This window comes from Psychrobacter sp. TB15, assembly GCF_000511655.1.
Lineage (GTDB): Bacteria > Pseudomonadota > Gammaproteobacteria > Pseudomonadales > Moraxellaceae > Psychrobacter > Psychrobacter submarinus.
Genome location: NZ_AYXN01000042.1, coordinates 103,874 through 122,357, shown reverse-complemented (window position 1 = coordinate 122,357; position 18,484 = coordinate 103,874). Strand labels below are relative to the sequence as shown.

Below are 18,484 nucleotides of genomic sequence, written 5' to 3'. Positions count from 1 at the left end.
TTGCAGATTAAATGAAAATCTGTACTCCTTTTATAGGAAAAGCAAGCTAATCAAAGACTTGGCTACTCCTCTGTAGTAGGCTTGCTCGACGATACATCAAGCAATGTTAGCTTGCGTGTCAACGTATTACGGCCCCAACCCAATAGCTGAGCCGCAGCTAGCTTGCGCCCGCCGCTATGGCTAAGCGCTTCTCTCAACAGTACACGCTCAAACTCTGGGGTCGCTAACTGTAGGATGTCCGTTTCACCCGCTTGCAAAGACTGTTTAGCCCAGTCTGCTAGCGCTTGCTGCCAACTTATCGAAGTTTCAGTAATCGCTGTAGAAGTATGCGAATGGATAGGCGAGGTACTATTCGAGGTTTGCGCGGATGGAATTGCTTGAGTAGCAAGAGCGGCCTGAGCGTTATTATTACTTAATGAGTCCGCAGCATTATCGGCAAGCAGTTCAGGAGGCAGATCTTGGGTAAGCACCGTATCCCCAGCCGCCATCACTGTCAGCCAAAGACAAACGTTCTCTAACTGGCGTACATTACCGCGCCAGTCAAAGGATTGCATACTACGCAGAGCATCAGGACTTAACTGTTTGACGGCGGTGTTCATCTGCTTGCCTGCTTGCTGCATAAAATGACTGGCTAAGGCTGGAATGTCTTCTCGGCGGGCTCGCAAAGGCGGCAGCGGTAGACGGATGACGTTGAGGCGATAAAATAAGTCTTCGCGAAATTTGCCTTGCTGGACGAGCTGCTCTAGGTTTTGATGGGTGGCAGCGATGATACGCACATCAACTTTAACAGGCTGCTGACCACCGACCCGATAAAACTCGCCATTCGCGAGCACACGCAGTAGCCGCGTTTGCGTACTAAACGGCATATCACCGATTTCATCTAAGAACAGCGTACCGCCATCAGCTTGCTCAAAGCGGCCTTGACGCTGCGTCGTCGCGCCAGTAAAAGCGCCTTTTTCATGGCCAAATAACTCAGATTCAATTAAGTCATGCGGAATCGCTGCCATATTTAGCGCGATAAAGGAATGCTTGGCGCGCGGCGAGTGCTGATGTAGGGCGCTTGCCACTAGCTCTTTACCTGTACCTGACTCACCGGTGATCAGTACAGTAATCGGCGAATGAGCCAAACGGCCAATCGCGCGAAACACGGTCTGCATGGCTTGCGACTGCCCGATAATACCACTCGGATTGGTGTTATCGCTTGGTGTAGAGGCAGGCTTCTTAACCTCGCTAGCAGTTTTAGTATTTTGCTGGTTGTCTGCATTCTGAGTAGAGTGTGATTCTATAGGTTCTTTATTTATCGCCGTGCGGCTTTGATCCATTAAGCGGTCTTGATGAGTATCACTATCTGGCTGATGATTGAGCGCTTTATAAATGATCGCGACAGCATCATCCAAATCGAAGGGCTTGGCTAGATAATCAAACGCACCTGCCTGATAGCTATTGATGGCTGACGTCAGATCGGAATGTGCAGTCATAATGACGATAGGCAGTTCAGGGAAGTGCTTATGCACCCAATCGCTGAATGACAGGCCATCCATCATAGGCATACGAATGTCAGTCAAGATAACATCAGGGAGCTGCGATGCAGGCTCGCGCTTTTGTAAAATATCATTGAGGCGCGTCCAGGCCGCTTGCGCTTGTGTAAAGCTAATCACCGTCAGATCAGCTTCGGTAAAAGTGTCGGCCAATACCAAGCGTAGTGCGGCATCGTCATCGATAAGCCATAGAGTAGCAAGAGTGGTCATAGTGTTATTAACTCATCGTTATTATCATTATTAGCAGTAGGGATTATTTATAACTGACAGCATTAAGTGAGTGCAGTGGCTGAGTAAACGGCAAGTACAGTGTAAAGCAAGTTGAATTGCCACTCTTATGTTGTTTAGAGTGCACTTCAATCATACCATGATGCCGGCTGAGAATATCTTGTACAATCGACAAGCCAAGCCCCGTACCCGCCGCGCGGCTCGTCACCATCGGGAAGAATATTTGTCCGAGCAAGCTTGATTCTATACCGCCGCCGTTATCAGTGATAGAGAGCTGTAGTACTTGTTTGTGCTGCTGCTGACCGATAGTGTGCTGAAATGCAATACGTGTTTGAATGGCTAACTGCGGCTGATAGTTTGCATCGACTTGCAACTGCGCAAATTCGGTCATCGACTCACAAGCATTATTAAGTAAGTTTAAAAATACCTGAATCAGCTGGTCTTTGTCAGCTGTAAGCTCTGGCAGAGATAAGTCATAATCACGCTTTATAGTCACTTTAGGATACTGACTAAGGACTAAGGCCAAGACATGCTCTAGTGGCTGATGGATGTTAATGAGTTGCCAATGCGCAGGCTGGTTGGACCCTAGCAGCTGACCGATGAGCTGCGTTAAGCGATCGGTCTCGGAGATGATGATATCAGTATACCCATGAAGCTTGTCTTTAAGCATACTTTTATCTAATAGTATATTAGACGTAGCGGTGGTGGCTTTGTCGTTTGAGCTTAGCGAGAAAGCATTGGGGTCGCCGTCTAGCTTTTGGATTTTATTGAACTGGCGCACGAGTAGCTGCGCGGCTCCGCGAATACCGGCAAGTGGGTTTTTGACTTCGTGAGCCACCGAGCGCAGCATTTGCCGAGCGACTTCGTATTGCTGCTGTTGGCGCTGGTCTTCCGTGATGCGGCTTTGCCGATCTTTACCCCACATCTCAACGATGAAATAGGGTCTTTCCTGATATACAACCGGCGTTACGCTATAGTCTATGAGTAGGACATCACGGCTATCAGAAGAAAAATCTATTATATGATCATGAGTGACAAAGGGCTGCTGATACTGCTGCGCTTGATAAAAACGCTCAGTCAGTAGGCCGGTTGGAGCATCATCTGTCGTTATAGACAGGTTTGTCGCTATATGCTCTAACTCTTCGGGTGCGAGTAATTTGAGTATAGATTGCCCTAACAGTCTACCGCGGCTAATAGCCAGTAGCTGCTCTACTTGCGCATTTATCCACTCGATAACTAAGGAATCATCAACCCATAAGATGGCGGTGAATAGTTGCTGGGAGATAAAAGCTAAGTCGGGCGTAGTAGCAGAGGCTAGCGAATGGCTGCTCATAAAAAAGCCTATAGAGTAAAAGGGGGCATGGTTCATAGAGATGATGTATTAAATCAATAACATTTAACCATAAATCAACAGCATAGCATGGCAAAACTAGCAGTTATCACAAAAAAAACGTACAATGCGCTCAGCCATTTTATCTCAAGCAAGGTCAGCTATGTCCAAAAATTCTATGCCATCAGATGATACTATTTTAGCCGATTCGGTAGCGCCATCGCCAGCTAATGCCGCGCTAAAAAACACCGCGACAGTATTCAATCCTGCGCAAGTACCGAGTAGCGAGAGTCCTGAGCAAGCCTCCAGCACTACTCAAGCGTATCATCATAAAGCCAATCATAACCAAAACCGTAGTATCGAACAAAGTAGCAGCAGCGCTCAGGCTCATGCAAGCTCGCCTGTCACTGCGCCCAAAATCGGTTTTGTGTCGCTTGGCTGCCCAAAAGCTTTGGTAGACAGCGAGCGCATTATCACTGAGCTGAGCCGCGATGGCTATCAAGTAGCCGGTGATTACGACGGCGCAGATTTAGTCGTCGTCAATACCTGCGGTTTTATCGAGTCGGCAGTACAAGAGTCGCTCGACGCTATCGGTGAAGCCATCAGTAAAAATGGCAAAGTGATCGTCACCGGCTGCTTGGGCAAAGAAGCGGATAAAATCCGTACTATGCACCCAGCCGTATTGTCGGTGACCGGCGCGCATGCTTATGACGAGGTCATTACTGCTGTTGCCCAGCATGTGCCGCGCCCTACTAAAGAGCAAGATAAAGACTACAATCCCAAAATCGATCTGATCGACGAGGCAGGCATCAAGCTGACGCCAAGCCATTATGCTTATCTAAAGATATCTGAAGGCTGCAACCACCGCTGCACCTTTTGTATTATTCCAAGCCTGCGCGGCGATTTAGTCTCGCGCTCCATAGATCAGGTGATGAATGAAGCGGTAGCGCTAAAAAATGCTGGCGTCAAAGAGCTACTTATCATCTCGCAAGATACCTCAGCTTATGGCTTAGATCTTAAATATAAGACCAGCTTTTGGAACGGTATGCCGCTCAAATCCAAATTTTATGATATGTGCCAAGCGCTTAATCAATTAGGCATTTGGGTGCGCCTGCATTATGTCTATCCGTATCCGCATGTCGATAAAGTGGTTGAGCTGATGGGCGAGGGTAAGCTGCTGCCGTATCTCGATATTCCGTTCCAGCATGCCAGTCATAAAATCCTCAAAGCCATGAAACGCCCCGCGCATAGCGAAAACACCTTGGCGCGGATCAAAGCGTGGCGTGAGATTTGCCCTGAGATTGTCATTCGCTCAACCTTTGTGGTCGGCTTCCCCGGTGAGACCGAAGAGGACTTTCAGTGTCTACTCGACTGGCTAGTAGAAGCCCGTCTAGACCGAGTCGGAGCGTTTACTTATTCAGAAGTCGAAGGCGCTGTTGCCAATGACTTGCCAAATCCCGTTCCCGAAGCGGTGAAGCAGGAGCGTTATGAGCGTTTTATGGCGCTCCAACAAGAAATCTCTGCGCAAAAGCTACAAGAGAGAATCGGTAAGACGCTACAAGTATTAGTTGATGAGATTGATGTGGAAGAGGATATCGCTATCTGCCGCAGTTACGCGGACGCGCCAGAGATTGACGGTCATGTCTATGTCGACAATATTGACGCTACGGTAAAAGTTGGCCAGTTTTTAACAGTGACTATCGATGACGCTAGCGAATACGATTTGTTTGCAAGCTTTCAAGGTTAAGATTGAGGTTAAGGCTAGGGCTAAGTCTCAATAAAAGCGTATATCCGTCAGACATAATGACAAAGGCAATGAATGAAAATTGCCCAATAAGGGATAGTTTTTGCTACAATTAGCGCAATTTAGCCTGATTTGCTGTGCTGATCAAGCTATCAGCGACTTGATGACAGTTTTGATAGTAATTTAACGATAATATTTAATGATAAAAAGGTGCTCTTATGTCTGATAAAAATCCCCGTTTTTCGCGTATCTTGCTTAAACTATCAGGCGAGGCCTTAGCGGGCGGCAAAGACATGGGTATTGATACTGAGGTACTCGACAAGATGAGTCTGTCTATCGCTCATCTACGTGGCCTTGGGGTGCAAGTCGGTATCGTCGTCGGCGGTGGTAACTTATATCGCGGCGCCCAATTACAACAAGAGGGTCTGGTAGGCCGAGTCACAGGCGATCAGATGGGGATGCTGGCGACTGTTATGAATGGCCTTGCGATGCGTGATGCACTTGAGCGCCGCAATATCAAAACGCGCTTGATGTCAGCCTTACCTATTGGCGAAGTCACTGAGAGCTATAGCAGCCGTAATGCCATTCGTTATCTCAAAAACGGCGAGGTTTGTATCTTTGTTGCCGGTACCGGTAATCCTTTCTTCACCACAGATACCGCTGCTTGCCTGCGCGGTATTGAGATTGAAGCTGGTCTGATCTTAAAAGCGACTAAGGTTGATGGAGTTTATGATAAAGACCCAAGTCTGCATAGCGATGCGACCAAGTACGATGGCCTCACTTTTGATGAGGTGCTCGAGCAAAAGCTTGGCGTCATGGATCTGACCGCTATTGCCCTGTGCCGTGAGCACAATGTACCGCTACAAGTATTCGATATGACTAAGCCTAACGCGTTATTGAATGTCGTTATGGGCGAAAATGAAGGCACTCGTGTTTATCACTAGTCATAAATCGGCAGTCCACGATTTATAACCGTATCTCTTCAAAATAAGCAACTATGACTATTGTCGTATAGATAAATTAAGGAAATATGATGATTAAAGAAATCAAACAAGACGGCGAAGAGCGCATGAAAAAAACGCTAGAGGCGCTTGATAATACTTTTAGTAAAGTGCGTACTGGCCGTGCCCATCCTGGCATGCTATCAGGGATCATGGTCAGCTACTACGGTGCCGACACGCCATTGAACCAAGTCGCTAGCGTTAACGTTGAAGACTCACGCACCTTACTGGTGCAGCCGTTTGATCGCACTATGGTACAAGCAGTAGATAAAGCCATTCGCGAAGCTGATTTGGGTCTTAACCCAATGAGCGCCGATGTGATTCGTGTGCCTATGCCGGCACTGACCGAAGAGACTCGCCGCGATATGCAAAAACTGGCTCGTAGTGAAGCGGAAAGCAGCCGCGTCTCTATTCGTAATATTCGCCGTGATATGATGAATGACATCAAAGATCTAGCCAAAGAAAAAGAGATCTCAGAGGACGATGAGCGCCGCGCTAATGATGATATTCAAAAAATCACTGACAAATATATCGACACCATCGATAAGCGTTTAAGCACAAAAGAAAGCGATTTGATGGAAGTATAAGTGGCTTGCTAGATTCAACGCAAAGTCAAAACCTGAATGTCAATGAAGAACTGGCCTCTTGCAAGTGGTATTGTCGAGACGCCAGTTTTTTATTAGTTAGCTTTTATGGCTAAGAATTTATTACTACTAAGATGGCTAAAGAATGCTTACAGAAACTGACATAGACCTAAAGCCCAGACATATTGCTATTATTATGGATGGCAACAATCGTTATGGCAAACAACACGAATTAGGCAAAGGCGAAGGCCATATAAAAGGTAAAGACGCGCTAGATCCTGTCGTGGAGTACTGCCGCGAAGTAGGCATTGAAGTACTGACGGTATTTGCTTTTTCTAGTGAAAATTGGCAGCGACCACCGAGCGAGGTGGCATTACTCATGCACTTATTATCGGTGACTATCAGTGAGCAGCTGCCACGTATGCAGAAGTATCAAATTCAGCTACGCTTTATTGGTGATCGTAGCCAGTTGTCTGACGATTTACAAGCGCAGATGGCCGATGCAGAGGCTCAGACTGCCCACTATGATGCTATGAGATTGGTGATTGCTATTAGTTATGGTGGTCAGTGGGATATTGCCCACGCTGCAAAACAGCTCGCCGCGCAAGTCCAAACAGGACATCTGGCGGTGGAAGAGATAACCAAAGAAAAATTAGGCGCATATGTACAGCTAGCAGATGAGCCTGCGGTCGATATGCTGATTCGTACGGGCGGAGAGTACCGCTTATCGAACTTTTTATTATGGCAATCCGCTTATGCTGAGCTGTTTTTTACGCAAACATTATGGCCGAATTTTAGCGCAGAAGAGCTTGATGGTATGCTAAAGGAGTTTAGTCAGCGTCAGCGCCGCTTTGGCAAGACTAGTGAGCAAGTCGCTAGTACAACGACTAATTAGCGAATAGTACAAAAAGAGTGAATGAGTGCGTTATAAGTGTCTGTCAACTCTCAGATACCCTATACCCCCTGAAGTTCTGTCAACTATGAGTATAAGGCTTGATTGGTATGTGGCAACGGATTAGAACAGCAGTCGTCTTAATTATCATTGTAGGTATTGCGCTATTTGCAAGCCAAACCCCTATATTTTTTGCGCCTCTACTGGCTATTGGTGTGACGATTGCAGCCCATGAATGGACCAAGCTCATGCCAAAATGGCGTCAGCCGACGATTTTTGTGTTAATTGTTTTGGCACTGACGCTCATCTCGCTCGTATTGCCGATGACCTGGGTATTATGGTGGATAGCTTCTTTAATCATATGGTTGATGGCTTTATCTTGGGTGAGTAAGTTTCCGACTCATACCAGCTGGTATGGCCGCAGACTGTCAGCCATGGGGGTGGTGATACTGGTTGCCTCCATTACTGCTATGTTCTTTTTATGGCAGCAGTCGCCTTGGTGGCTGATGTATGTGTTCTTATTGGTCTGGTGCGCTGATAGCGGGGCTTATTTCGTTGGCCGTAAGCTTGGCAAACGTAAAATGGCGCCAAATGTCTCGCCCAATAAGAGCATGGAAGGACTGGCAGGCGGAGTCGTTACCGGTTTATTAGTCGTTATCGGTATTAGCGTCTTTATGCTGCAATTGTCGGGTACTGCACTGCTGGCTTTTGTCGCTTTATCTGTGGTGACTATTTTGATATCGGTGTTAGGCGATCTGTTTGAGTCGATGCTCAAGCGCCGCGCTAAAGTTAAGGACTCGGGAACTATCCTACCAGGACACGGCGGCGTGCTAGATCGTATTGACTCATTGCTTTCAGCCACCCCTATATTTGCTTTAGGATTCTTAGGTCTACAGCAGCTTGGTCTGCTTGTAGGCTGATAAGTCTCTTTATTCTTCATCTATTATTGATAATACTATAGGCCCTTAAGCTTATGACTAACAGACAACGCATCGCTGTACTTGGCGCGACGGGCTCCATCGGCGATAGCACCTTAGCTATTTTAGCAGCGCATAGTGACAACTTTGATGTCTATGCCTTATCAGGTCATCAGCGTTTAGATAAGCTATTGCAGCTGTGCCAGCAGTTCAAACCAGCGCGCGTTTGTGTGCCTATAGATAAGGTCGATGACTTTGCCGCCAAGCTTGCACAGGCAGGCTTAGACTGCGAGGTTATTGGTGGTCCTGCCGGTCTTGATGATATCGCGTCTGACGATGAAGTAGATACGTTGGTAGCGGCTATCGTTGGCGCGGCAGGGTTGTCCTCGACGCTTAAAGCCGCGCGCGCCGGTAAGCGTATCTTATTAGCCAATAAAGAAGCGCTAGTCATGGCCGGGCAAGTGATGATCTCACTGGTCAAGACTCATGGCGCAACTTTATTACCGATTGATTCTGAGCACAATGCCATATTTCAATGTTTGCCGCCGTCTATTCAGCAAGATAATACGCAGATTCACAAATCCTCTTATGGGGTGCGTAAGCTTTGGCTGACGGCTTCTGGCGGACCTTTTTTGCAGCATTCGTTTGCGCATATGCAGCAAGCTGGGGTCGCTGAAGCAGTAAAGCATCCTAACTGGTCCATGGGGCAGAAGATATCTGTCGATTCAGCGACGATGATGAATAAAGGCTTGGAGCTAATTGAAGCCTGTCATTTGTTTGATTTACCAGAAGATAAGATAAACGTAGTGATTCATCCGCAAAGTATCATTCACTCAATGGTAGAATATAACGATGGTAGCTATTTGGCTCAGCTGGGTAGTCCCGATATGAAGACGCCCATTGCCCATGCGCTAAGCTATCCTGAGCGTATCGACAGCGGCTCACAGCCGTTAGATTTATTTGCGCTAAGTGCTTTAGAGTTTATTGCTCCAGATTTGCAGAAATTTGCTTGTCTGCGCTTAGCACGGCAAGCGATGCAGGCGGGCACTCAGGCGACTATTGTGTTGAATGCGGCTAATGAGATTGCGGTCGAGGCATTTTTAGCAGAGCAGATACGCTTAACTGATATAGCGGATATCAATGAGCAAGCGCTGAGCCAAGTCAAAGTAGCCAGCTTAACTGCTGATGCTAGTATCGATGATATCTTAGCTATTGATGACGCCGCACGCCGCTACACACGGACGCTTATTGGCCAAATGGCGGGACAGATAGCGGGACAGATGGTTTGAGGTCGTTTAAATCTATACCTAATTTGAGACATCCATGACTTTTATATTAACGCTGCTTGCCGCTATATTTGTACTAGGACCTCTGATTGCTTTGCACGAGTGGGGGCATTATATCGTTGCGCGTTTATGCGGCGTCAAGGTGCTAACTTATTCTATTGGCTTTGGGCCTAAGCTTGCAGGCTGGACCAGTAAGCGCAGCGGTATAGACTACCGAGTATCTGCTTTGCCGCTTGGCGGCTATGTCAAGATGCTTGATGAGCGTGAAGGTGAGGTGGCTGAACATGAGCAGCACTTAGCCTTTAATCGTCAGCATCCTTTAAAAAAAATAGCTATCGTCGCCGCTGGCCCCATCATGAACTTCATTATCGCCATTGCTTTGTTTTGGGTGTTATTTATGACGCCCTCAGAGCAGCTAGCGACTACTATCGGTGAGGTACTGCCCGACACGCCAGCCGCTATGGCGCAGCTGCCAGAGGGTGAGAAGATTGTCGCTATCGACGGTCATGAAGTGCAGACTTGGGAGAACATCAACTATCGCTTAGCAAGTCGTATGGGTGAGACCGATAATGTGAGCGTTACCTTACAATCACAAGCTATGGAGGCGGCAAGCGCTCAGCGAACCACTTACCAAGCGCCAGTGACTAATTTTATGCAAGGGCAGGCGCAAGGCAAAGACGCGCTGACAAGCTTTGGCACGCTACCGTGGCAGCCAACTATTGAGCCTATTATTGGCGATTTGACTGCTGATGGTGCGGCAAGTTTACAGGGCATGCAGGTCGGTGATGAAATTACCGCTATCGATGATACCCCTATTAACGATTGGATTAGTGCCACACGTATTATCCGTGATAGCCCAGAAGTATTGCTCACTTTCACTGTGCTGCGTGATGGCGAGCCGCTACAGTTACAGATCATGCCACAAGGCAAAAAAGACAATTTAGGCAATCGCTATGGGCAGATTGGCGCGATGGTCGCTCAGACTGATATTGTCATCCCTGATGCTTATAAAAATACCGTCGTCTATGGTCCTGGTGAATCACTGGTGAAGTCATTTGAGAAAACCGAACAGTTAGCGGTAATGACGGTCAGCTCAATGGGGAAGATGCTCTCAGGTATGATAGGGTTGGATAATTTATCTGGCCCCATTACTATTGCCAAAGTCGCTAAGCAAAGCTTCGACATCAGCTGGGAGATGGTACTATCTACTGCCGCCTTGATAAGTCTTAGTCTTGCCGTATTGAACTTATTACCCATTCCGATATTGGATGGCGGTCATATTGTTTATTACACTATTGAGCTTATACGAGGCAAACCTCTACCAGAAGGGGTGCAAATCGCAGGCTTAAATATAGGTCTACTCTTGCTAGTAGGTTTCATGGTGTTAGCGATTGGTAATGATATTAGCCGGCTGTTTTAGGCGAACGCGGCGCGACATATCGAGCCAAATGCGCTACACTAACGCCTGCGCAGGATTGTGCCTAACATTATACAAATAGCAATAAACAATACTCATAGTAGCTAAGCTTTATTTAACGTAATTTTTAGTTTATTTTATGATGCGTTTTATATAAAGTGTTCTAATTCTATCTTAATGAGCCATAAGCAAAGTCTCAATAAGGTAGACAAAATATGCTTTTTTACCTTAACTTAAGCAAGTTTTTTATTGACGGATAGTATTTATGCGTACGCCTTTACTTACGAGCGCGGCTGGGTTGCCATTAGTGGTAGCCATGATGAGTGTTTCTGCACAAGCGGCAGATTTTGTGGCAACTGACATTGGTTTCACCGGATTACAACGCCTGACTCCCGATAGTCTTTATCCAGTGTTGCCTATTAGCGTCGGTGATACGGTGACCGATGCCAGCTTAGCGGCTAGTATTAAAGCTTTGTATGCTACTGACAACTTCGCTAACATTCAAAGCCGTGTCGAGGGTAGTCAGCTGACTTTTGATGTCGTTGAGCGTCCTGTCATTGCCGAAGTCAATTTTGAGGGCAACCAGCTCATTCCCAAAGAAGGGCTAGAGCAAGGCTTAGAAAACGCTGGCTTATCAGTCGGCGACGTACTCAAGCAAGCGACGCTACAAGGTGTCGCTAATGAGCTGCAGCAGCAGTATATCTCTCAAGGCTATTACAACAGCAGTATCGAAGTGGATCAGACTTTGCTAGATGGTAATCGGGTCAAGCTTGACGTGCGCTTCATCGAAGGTAAAGCGGCCAAAGTAGTTGATATTAATATTATTGGTAATCAGCACTTTAGTGATGAAGAGATTAAAGATGTGTTCGCAGTAAAAGAAACCTCATGGGCCAATATCATCTCTAAGTCAGATCGCTACGCCAAAGAAAAGCTAGGCGCAAGTTTAGAGAACCTAAAAGCGCTGTACCAAAACGATGGTTATGTACGCTTTAACGTTGACAATGCCATACTCAATATCAGTGAAGATAAAAAAAGCGTCTTTATTGAAATCAGCTTAACCGAAGGCGACCAATACCAGTTTGGGGATATTAGCTTTTTGGGCGAGCCCAAATTCGATGTCAATGATCTAAGCGAGCTTGTGACCTTTAATGCCGATGAGCAGTACTCGCAAGCTAAGCTTGATGCAACAACTGCTGCGCTCAAAAACCGTTATGGCAATGAAGGCTATTATCTAGCGCAGATTCGCCCAGTACCGCGTATTAATGACGACACCAAAATCGTCGATGTTGACTATTATATCGATCCGGTAAGACCTATCTATGTACGCCGTATTAATTTTAACGGCAATATAAAAACCCAAGACGAAGTACTGCGCCGAGAGATGCGTCAGTTAGAAGGTTCGCTGGCCTCTAACGAAAAAATCCAGCTATCGCGCACACGTTTATTGCGCACCGGTTTCTTTAAAACCGTTAACGTTGATGTTAAATCGGTGCCCAATCAGCCAGACCAAGTCGATGTGAACTATACCGTTGAAGAACAACCCTCAGGTAGCTCAACGATTGCCGCTGGTTACTCTCAAAGTGGCGGGGTAACTTTCCAGTTAGACCTCACTCAAAACAACTTTATGGGCACCGGTAACCGCGTCAATGCCGCACTTTCACGCTCAGAGACACGCGACTCTTATAGCTTAGGATATACCGATCCTTACTTCACTGAAAATGGCGTCTCACAAGGGGTCAGTGCTTATTACCGTGAGACCAAATATGATGATAGAAACGTCAGTAACTATGTCACCGACTCTTATGGCGCTACGCTTAACTATAGCTATCCTGTTGACGAGACTAAACGCATAAGCGCTGGTATCAACATCGATAATACTGAGGTTCGAGGCGGGCGTTTCCTTGGCGTGTCTAACGTCGACCAGATTGTCGACGATGGGGGCTCATTTAGTGAAATTGTAGATGACAGTGGTGACCCTATTAAAGGCGCTTCCACCTTCAAGAATGATTATATCAGCTATAATTTACTCCTAGGCTGGGACTACAGCACGCTAGATCGCCCAGTGTTTCCCACGAAGGGCATGAGCCATAGCGTCGATGCGACTATTGGCTTTGGCGATGCTGATTATCAAAAAGCCATTTATCGCGGTAACGTCTACTATCCGATTTATAAAGATGTGATTGCACGCGGTTATACTAAGCTTGGTTATGGTAATGACTTGCCTTTTTATGAGAATTTCTACGCTGGTGGTTATGGCTCTGTACGTGGCTATGAGTCCTTAAGTTTAGGCCCTAGATCGAAAGCTTATTCTGATGCGGTTCTTGGTCGTGATCGTATCAGAGACGAAGAGGTCGGTGGTAACGCCTTAGCAAGCTTCGGTACTGAGCTTATCTTGCCTATGCCATTCAAAGGCGACTGGGCGGATCAAGTACGTCCGGTATTATTCGCGGAAGGTGGACAAGTCTTTGATACTACCGATAGAGAAGATCGCAACTTCGTTGACCCGGTAACGGGCGAGCGTCCTGTAGATACAGAAGGTAATCCTATACCATTATTAAAGCAGGACAATGATCTGCGTTTTAGCGCCGGTGCTGGCGTGACTTGGTACACGCCTATCGGACCTATTTCGATCAGTTATGCGGTACCTATTGGCGACAAAGAAGACGACAAGACCGAAAAAGTCCAGTTCCAAATTGGTAGTACTTTTTAATTGACCTTACTTTTAATGCGCTGCCATAACGGCTTGATGTAGAGCTGACTATCACGTCAGCTCTTAAGCGATAGAGCATTATGAATGACTGAGCTAAACTGTTAGCTTATCTTAGCTTAGTGCCTATTTTCACTATATTGTTTTACTATACTATTAGCAGTGTTACTGACTATGACTACCATTGAGCATCTCATTACACAAATTGAGCAGCGCCAACCTGTACTGAACAAGTCGGCGCTAAGCTCTGAGCAGCTTAATTTTGAAATTAGCGGCGTCGGCAGTTTGGCTACCGCTACTAGCACCCAGCTCAGCTTTTTGGCGGATCCAAAATACCTCTCTTATCTTGCCGCTAGTGAGACTGGAGCCGTGTTAGTCAGTGAGCTGCATGCTGAGATTGCCCGCGCACCGACGATAGCCTTGGTCGTTGCCAATCCTTATTTGGCTTATGCGAGTAGTACTCAGTTATTTGAGTCAAAGCCTGAGACTGGCGTCATACACCCGGCAGCAAGCATTGCTGATAGTGCTATCATCGGTGAAGGGGTCAGCATAGGGCCGTTTTGTGTGGTTGGCGCGCGCGCGCAGATAGGCGCAGGCAGTTGTCTTGACGCCCATGTGGTTATTGGGGCTGATACGAGTATTGGTGAGCGTTGTCACTTTAAGTCACAAGTGGTTATCGGTCACGACTGTATCATCGGTAATCAAGTGAGAATTCACGCCGGCGCTAGTATAGGTAGCGAAGGTTTTGGCTTCGCCCCAACCAAAAATCCGAGTGATAGTGGCTGGGAGCGTATTGCTCAGCTAGGGCGTGTGGTCATTGGCGATCAGGTACGGATAGGTAGCAATACCTGTATCGATCGCGGCGCTATTGATGATACGGTTATCGGTAATCATGTGATTATCGATAATTTAGTACAAATAGCGCATAACGTCCATATTGGTGACGGCTCTGCCATCGCCGCTCATACTGGTATCGCAGGCAGCACTCGCCTTGGTAAGCGCTGTATCGTGGGCGGCGCTGTCGGTATCAACGGTCATATTGAGATTGCTGACGATGTCACTTTATCTGGTATGACTATGGTGACAAAATCGATCAAAACCTCAGGCTCTTATTCATCGGGTACAGCCGCTATGCCTACAGCCAAATGGCGACGCGCGGCAGTACGTTTTCGTCAAATGGGTAATGATTGAGTAGTCAACCCTACGCCAACAGCCAAAGCAACTGTTTTAAAAGTCTCCAATTTAAAAAGCAACTGGTTTTAGATGTGACTATTTTTTATTTAACTGATTTAAAGTGATCTGTTTTAAAAATGTCTGTCTAGGGCGTGTTGGACATTCGACCGTGGCACTGACAGAGACTATTTTTTAGACGATTTGCAGATAAAAATTGTAAGTATAGTCATTCTATACGTCAGTTTTTATCAATAAAGCGGCAAAAAAGAGTCCTGTCCCTGTTGTTAGAGTGAGGGCTGATGCTAAAATCGCCCTAGTCGTTGTAAAAATTAAGCTAAGGCATCTGCATTACCTGCAATTTTCCCGACGACTAGAACACAGCTTTGATTAACTAGCAGCTATCAGCAGTGCCTTCTTGTGAATGTTCAACACGCCCTAAAACAGCATGTTTCTAATTTATATTTTGATTGCGAGTACCGCAAGGAAGCCCATTATGAGTGCCATTGATTTCGATAAATTAACGGATGAAGATATCAGTAAGTTAGCAACAAACGGTTTGAGCTTACCGCTGACTTATCATGATTTGAAGCATTATTTACCGCACCGTTATCCTTTTATGCTAGTCGATCGGATTACGGCTTGTCGACCTGAGGAGTGGATCACCGGTATAAAAAACGTCACCATCAACGAAGAGTTTTTTAATGGTCATTTCCCTGACGAGCCTATTATGCCAGGGGTGTTGATGGTTGAGTGTATGGCGCAGGTTTCTGGTGTTTTAGGGTTTATCAGTGCCGGTTTGACCTCTAAGGATGGCTATCTCTACCTGTTTGCCGGGGTAGATAAGGTGCGCTTCAAACGGCAAGTGATTCCAGGGGATCAGCTTATCATTCGCTCTAAGATTACTATGCAAAAGCAAGGTATTTATAAGTTTGACTGTACGGTTCACGTTGAGCAGCAGCTCGCCGTCAGCGCTCAGATTATGATTGCTCGCCAAGAGAAATAACCTCGACAAATCAGCACGAACTACTTTTATTATTCCATTGAATTAGATGATACTAAGGCCTGTACTATGAGCCAGATTCACCCTACAGCACTCATCTCACCTTCCGCAACTATTGACGAGACGGCGGTTATAGGACCGTATTGTATCGTTGGTGATGAGGTGTCTATCGGCGCTCACACGATCTTGCATCGTCATGTGGTAGTGGCTAAGTTGACACGTATAGGACAGCACAATCAGTTTTATCAGTTCGCTAGTATCGGCGAGGATCCGCAAGATCTTAAGTATGCCGGTGAGCGTACTTGGCTTGAGATTGGTGATCATAATACTATTCGAGAGGCTTGTAGCTTACACCGTGGTACCGCGCAAGACGCTACTATCACTAAGATTGGCAGTCACAACTTACTGATGGTCAATACCCATATTGCTCATGACTGTACCATTGGTAGCCACAATGTCTTAGCAAATAACGTTGGCATTGCCGGACACGTGACCATCGGCGATCATACTATCATTGGTGGCAATTCTGGTATTCACCAGTTCTGCCGCGTTGATGACTACAGCTTAGTCGGTGGAGCGAGCCTTATTCTAAAAGATGTGGCGGCTTTTACTATGGTATCGGGCAATCCGGCAGGCGCTCATGGTCTAAATATAGAAGGCATGCGCCGAAAAGATTGGTCGAAACAGACTATCGACGTCTTACGTCAAGCTTACCGTGTCGTTTTTAGGTCTGGTCTGACCACTGTGCAAGCGCTTGAGGTTTTACAAAATGAGCTGCTACCCAAAGAGCCAAAAATCCAGCTACTCATTGACTCTTTAGAGCACAGTAAACGCGGTGTCGTCCGTTAAAATTTAGCTCAGCACAGTTGGTACTATCATTTCGAGTCTAAACATCATAGCCTCTATCATCAAAAGCCATAACATAACGTTATGGCTTTTTGTGTTTATCATTGCTTGACATTTGCTATCGATTAGCAGAAACTTTCAAGTCATGTGTAGTAAGGTTTTAGTAACTTATTTTAACCAATAGCTGACTGGTAGTCTCTTTGATTATCTTGCTGCTCTAAAGTGCACCGTTTAAGGTACTTAAAGGGCATTAAAAGAGAACGCCAGTGAATTTTAGGAGTGTTATATGGCACAGCAAAGGGAAAATTGGTCCAGTCGTACTGGATTCATTCTAGCAGCTGTCGGTTCAGCAGTTGGATTAGGGAATATTTGGCGCTTTCCTTATGTGGCTTATGATAATGGTGGTGGGGCATTTATGGTGCCTTATCTTATCGCCTTATTAACCGCAGGTATCCCGTTATTATTTTTAGATTATATTATTGGCCACAAATACCGCGCCGCCGCGCCGCGAGCTTATAAGAGATTCTCACCATCTGGTCAGTTTGTCGGTTGGTGGCAGTCTTTGGTCTCTTTTGTCATTGCCATCTATTACGCCGCCGTCATCGTTTGGGCAGGTAGTTATATGGTCTTCTCGTTTGGACAAAAGTGGGGCGAGGATACCACTAACTTCTTTGTCAGTGACTTTATACAGCATACTGGCGAGCTGACCTCCGTCTTTGTACCGCAGATGTTTACAGGTCTAGTGATTGTCTGGGCTTTAGCGCTATTGATTATGTTTGGCGGTATCCGTAAAGGCGTGGAGCTTGCGAACAAAATCTGCTTACCACTGCTTATTGTGCTGTTTGGTATTATGGTTTTCAAAGCCGTCACTTTGCCAGGCTCTGTGGTTGGTTTGAATGCCTTTTTTGAACCAAACTGGAGCAGAATGGCGGATCCTAGTGTTTGGCTAGCTGCTTATGGGCATGTGTTTTTCTCGCTATCAGTGGGTTTTGGTATCATGGTGACTTATGCCTCATACCTTAAAAGGAACACTAACTTAACAGGCGCAGGCTTAGTGGTTGGTTTTGCTAACTCCTCATTTGAGCTTATTGCAGGTATCGGTATCTTCTCAGCTATTGGCTTTATGGCGATGTCAACCGGTCAAGATGTTGCTGAAGTCGCGAGTGGCGGTGTTGGACTAGCCTTCTTTGTTTTCCCCAAAATCATCTCTACTATGGGCGCTAGTGGCGACTTTGTCGGTTTCTTATTCTTTGGCTCTTTGGTGGTTGCTGGTATTAGCTCATTAATTAGTATCCTAGAAGTACCCATCTCTGCGTTTCAAAGTAAATTTGACTGGTCGCGCAAAAAAGCAGTGGCCATAATCGTGGGTGTATCTGCGGTTATATCTATCTCAGCTTTCTCTACTGGTAGCTCATTGGTATTGGTCGATGTGATTGATCATTTTGCTAATAACATCGGTATCGTCGCAGGTGGACTCATGTCTATTGTCTTGGTCACTTGGTTTAATCGCCGCAAAATCCCAGGTTTAATAGCGCATATCAATCAGGTGTCTAGTGTTAAATTAGGCGGTGCTTGGGTATTTATGCTGACGGTTATTACGCCTGTTGTACTGGTCATTGCGCTAGGTATGAGATTAGTTGATTTAGTACAAAACCCTTATGAAGGCTACTCAACAACCATTTTATTACTATTTGGTTGGGGCGTGGTGGTACTATTTGGCTTAGGTGCCTTTATACTCTCTCGTATGAAAGGTATCCATGACGAAGAAGATGATAAAGCTCGCGCTCTTGATGATGCACGCTAATCACACTGCTCTTAGAT

At 46.2% G+C, this 18,484-nt stretch carries 14 protein-coding genes; 12 read left to right on the top strand and 2 right to left on the bottom strand.

The features are described 5' to 3' along the window. Window positions 1-62: 62 nt before the first annotated feature. Both W234_RS0112075 and W234_RS0112070 read right to left on the bottom strand, forming a co-directional pair. Window positions 63-1,748 (bottom strand): sigma 54-interacting transcriptional regulator, encoded by a 1,686-nt coding sequence (locus W234_RS0112075; RefSeq protein ID WP_025647090.1) that lies wholly within the window; start codon window positions 1,746-1,748, stop codon window positions 63-65. A 43-nt stretch (window positions 1,749-1,791) separates the two neighbouring features. Further along, the gene (locus tag W234_RS0112070) at window positions 1,792-3,099 is read right to left on the bottom strand and encodes a two-component system sensor histidine kinase NtrB (RefSeq protein ID WP_025647089.1); all 1,308 of its coding nucleotides are present in this window, start codon (window positions 3,097-3,099) and stop codon (window positions 1,792-1,794) included. Between the two features lie 160 nt (window positions 3,100-3,259). Between W234_RS0112070 and rimO the strand changes: the two genes are divergently transcribed. The 12 genes from rimO to W234_RS0112010 all read left to right on the top strand — a co-directional run bounded on the left by rimO (window position 3,260) and on the right by W234_RS0112010 (window position 18,467). Beyond that, on the top strand, window positions 3,260-4,843 hold the full coding sequence (gene rimO / locus W234_RS0112065; protein ID WP_025647088.1) for a 30S ribosomal protein S12 methylthiotransferase RimO: 1,584 nt from the start codon (window positions 3,260-3,262) through the stop codon (window positions 4,841-4,843). 215 nt (window positions 4,844-5,058) lie between these two features. Beyond that, window positions 5,059-5,784 (top strand): UMP kinase, encoded by a 726-nt coding sequence (gene pyrH / locus W234_RS0112060; protein ID WP_025647087.1) that lies wholly within the window; start codon window positions 5,059-5,061, stop codon window positions 5,782-5,784. 89 nt (window positions 5,785-5,873) lie between these two features. Further along, window positions 5,874-6,428, top strand: a complete 555-nt coding sequence (frr, locus tag W234_RS0112055; protein ID WP_025647086.1) for a ribosome recycling factor — start codon at window positions 5,874-5,876, stop codon at window positions 6,426-6,428. A gap of 142 nt (window positions 6,429-6,570) precedes the next feature. Continuing rightward, complete coding sequence (uppS, locus tag W234_RS0112050) at window positions 6,571-7,320, top strand: polyprenyl diphosphate synthase (protein ID WP_025647085.1); 750 nt, start codon at window positions 6,571-6,573, stop codon at window positions 7,318-7,320. 107 nt (window positions 7,321-7,427) lie between these two features. After that, window positions 7,428-8,237 carry a phosphatidate cytidylyltransferase gene (locus tag W234_RS0112045; RefSeq protein ID WP_025647084.1) on the top strand — a complete coding sequence of 270 codons (810 nt, stop codon included), beginning with the start codon at window positions 7,428-7,430 and terminating at the stop codon, window positions 8,235-8,237. A gap of 53 nt (window positions 8,238-8,290) precedes the next feature. Continuing rightward, window positions 8,291-9,523 carry a 1-deoxy-D-xylulose-5-phosphate reductoisomerase gene (gene ispC, locus W234_RS0112040; protein WP_025647083.1) on the top strand — a complete coding sequence of 411 codons (1,233 nt, stop codon included), beginning with the start codon at window positions 8,291-8,293 and terminating at the stop codon, window positions 9,521-9,523. Between the two features lie 34 nt (window positions 9,524-9,557). Beyond that, on the top strand, window positions 9,558-10,940 hold the full coding sequence (gene rseP, locus W234_RS0112035; protein ID WP_025647082.1) for an RIP metalloprotease RseP: 1,383 nt from the start codon (window positions 9,558-9,560) through the stop codon (window positions 10,938-10,940). Window positions 10,941-11,202: 262 nt separating this feature from the next. Further along, window positions 11,203-13,647, top strand: a complete 2,445-nt coding sequence (gene bamA, locus W234_RS0112030; RefSeq protein ID WP_025647081.1) for an outer membrane protein assembly factor BamA — start codon at window positions 11,203-11,205, stop codon at window positions 13,645-13,647. A gap of 171 nt (window positions 13,648-13,818) precedes the next feature. Next, window positions 13,819-14,835, top strand: coding sequence for a UDP-3-O-(3-hydroxymyristoyl)glucosamine N-acyltransferase (gene lpxD, locus W234_RS0112025; RefSeq protein WP_025647080.1), 1,017 nt, complete (start codon window positions 13,819-13,821; stop codon window positions 14,833-14,835). 475 nt (window positions 14,836-15,310) lie between these two features. Next, entirely contained in the window at window positions 15,311-15,820 is a 510-nt protein-coding gene (gene fabZ / locus W234_RS0112020; protein WP_025647079.1) for a 3-hydroxyacyl-ACP dehydratase FabZ, read from the top strand. 66 nt (window positions 15,821-15,886) lie between these two features. Further along, entirely contained in the window at window positions 15,887-16,666 is a 780-nt protein-coding gene (gene lpxA, locus W234_RS0112015; RefSeq protein WP_025647078.1) for an acyl-ACP--UDP-N-acetylglucosamine O-acyltransferase, read from the top strand. A 283-nt stretch (window positions 16,667-16,949) separates the two neighbouring features. Beyond that, window positions 16,950-18,467, top strand: coding sequence for a sodium-dependent transporter (locus W234_RS0112010; protein WP_025647077.1), 1,518 nt, complete (start codon window positions 16,950-16,952; stop codon window positions 18,465-18,467). Window positions 18,468-18,484 lie beyond the last annotated feature (17 nt).

Coding starts and splice junctions, on each gene's coding strand:
- W234_RS0112045 (WP_025647084.1), top strand. CDS start 7,428: ATGTGGCAACGGATTAGAACAGCAGTCGTCTTAATTATCATTGTAGGT.
- rseP (WP_025647082.1), top strand. CDS start 9,558: ATGACTTTTATATTAACGCTGCTTGCCGCTATATTTGTACTAGGACCT.
- fabZ (WP_025647079.1), top strand. CDS start 15,311: ATGAGTGCCATTGATTTCGATAAATTAACGGATGAAGATATCAGTAAG.
- W234_RS0112075 (WP_025647090.1), bottom strand. CDS start 1,748: ATGACCACTCTTGCTACTCTATGGCTTATCGATGACGATGCCGCACTA.
- ispC (WP_025647083.1), top strand. CDS start 8,291: ATGACTAACAGACAACGCATCGCTGTACTTGGCGCGACGGGCTCCATC.
- lpxA (WP_025647078.1), top strand. CDS start 15,887: ATGAGCCAGATTCACCCTACAGCACTCATCTCACCTTCCGCAACTATT.
- rimO (WP_025647088.1), top strand. CDS start 3,260: ATGTCCAAAAATTCTATGCCATCAGATGATACTATTTTAGCCGATTCG.
- frr (WP_025647086.1), top strand. CDS start 5,874: ATGATTAAAGAAATCAAACAAGACGGCGAAGAGCGCATGAAAAAAACG.
- bamA (WP_025647081.1), top strand. CDS start 11,203: ATGCGTACGCCTTTACTTACGAGCGCGGCTGGGTTGCCATTAGTGGTA.
- uppS (WP_025647085.1), top strand. CDS start 6,571: ATGCTTACAGAAACTGACATAGACCTAAAGCCCAGACATATTGCTATT.
- lpxD (WP_025647080.1), top strand. CDS start 13,819: ATGACTACCATTGAGCATCTCATTACACAAATTGAGCAGCGCCAACCT.
- W234_RS0112070 (WP_025647089.1), bottom strand. CDS start 3,099: ATGAGCAGCCATTCGCTAGCCTCTGCTACTACGCCCGACTTAGCTTTT.
- pyrH (WP_025647087.1), top strand. CDS start 5,059: ATGTCTGATAAAAATCCCCGTTTTTCGCGTATCTTGCTTAAACTATCA.
- W234_RS0112010 (WP_025647077.1), top strand. CDS start 16,950: ATGGCACAGCAAAGGGAAAATTGGTCCAGTCGTACTGGATTCATTCTA.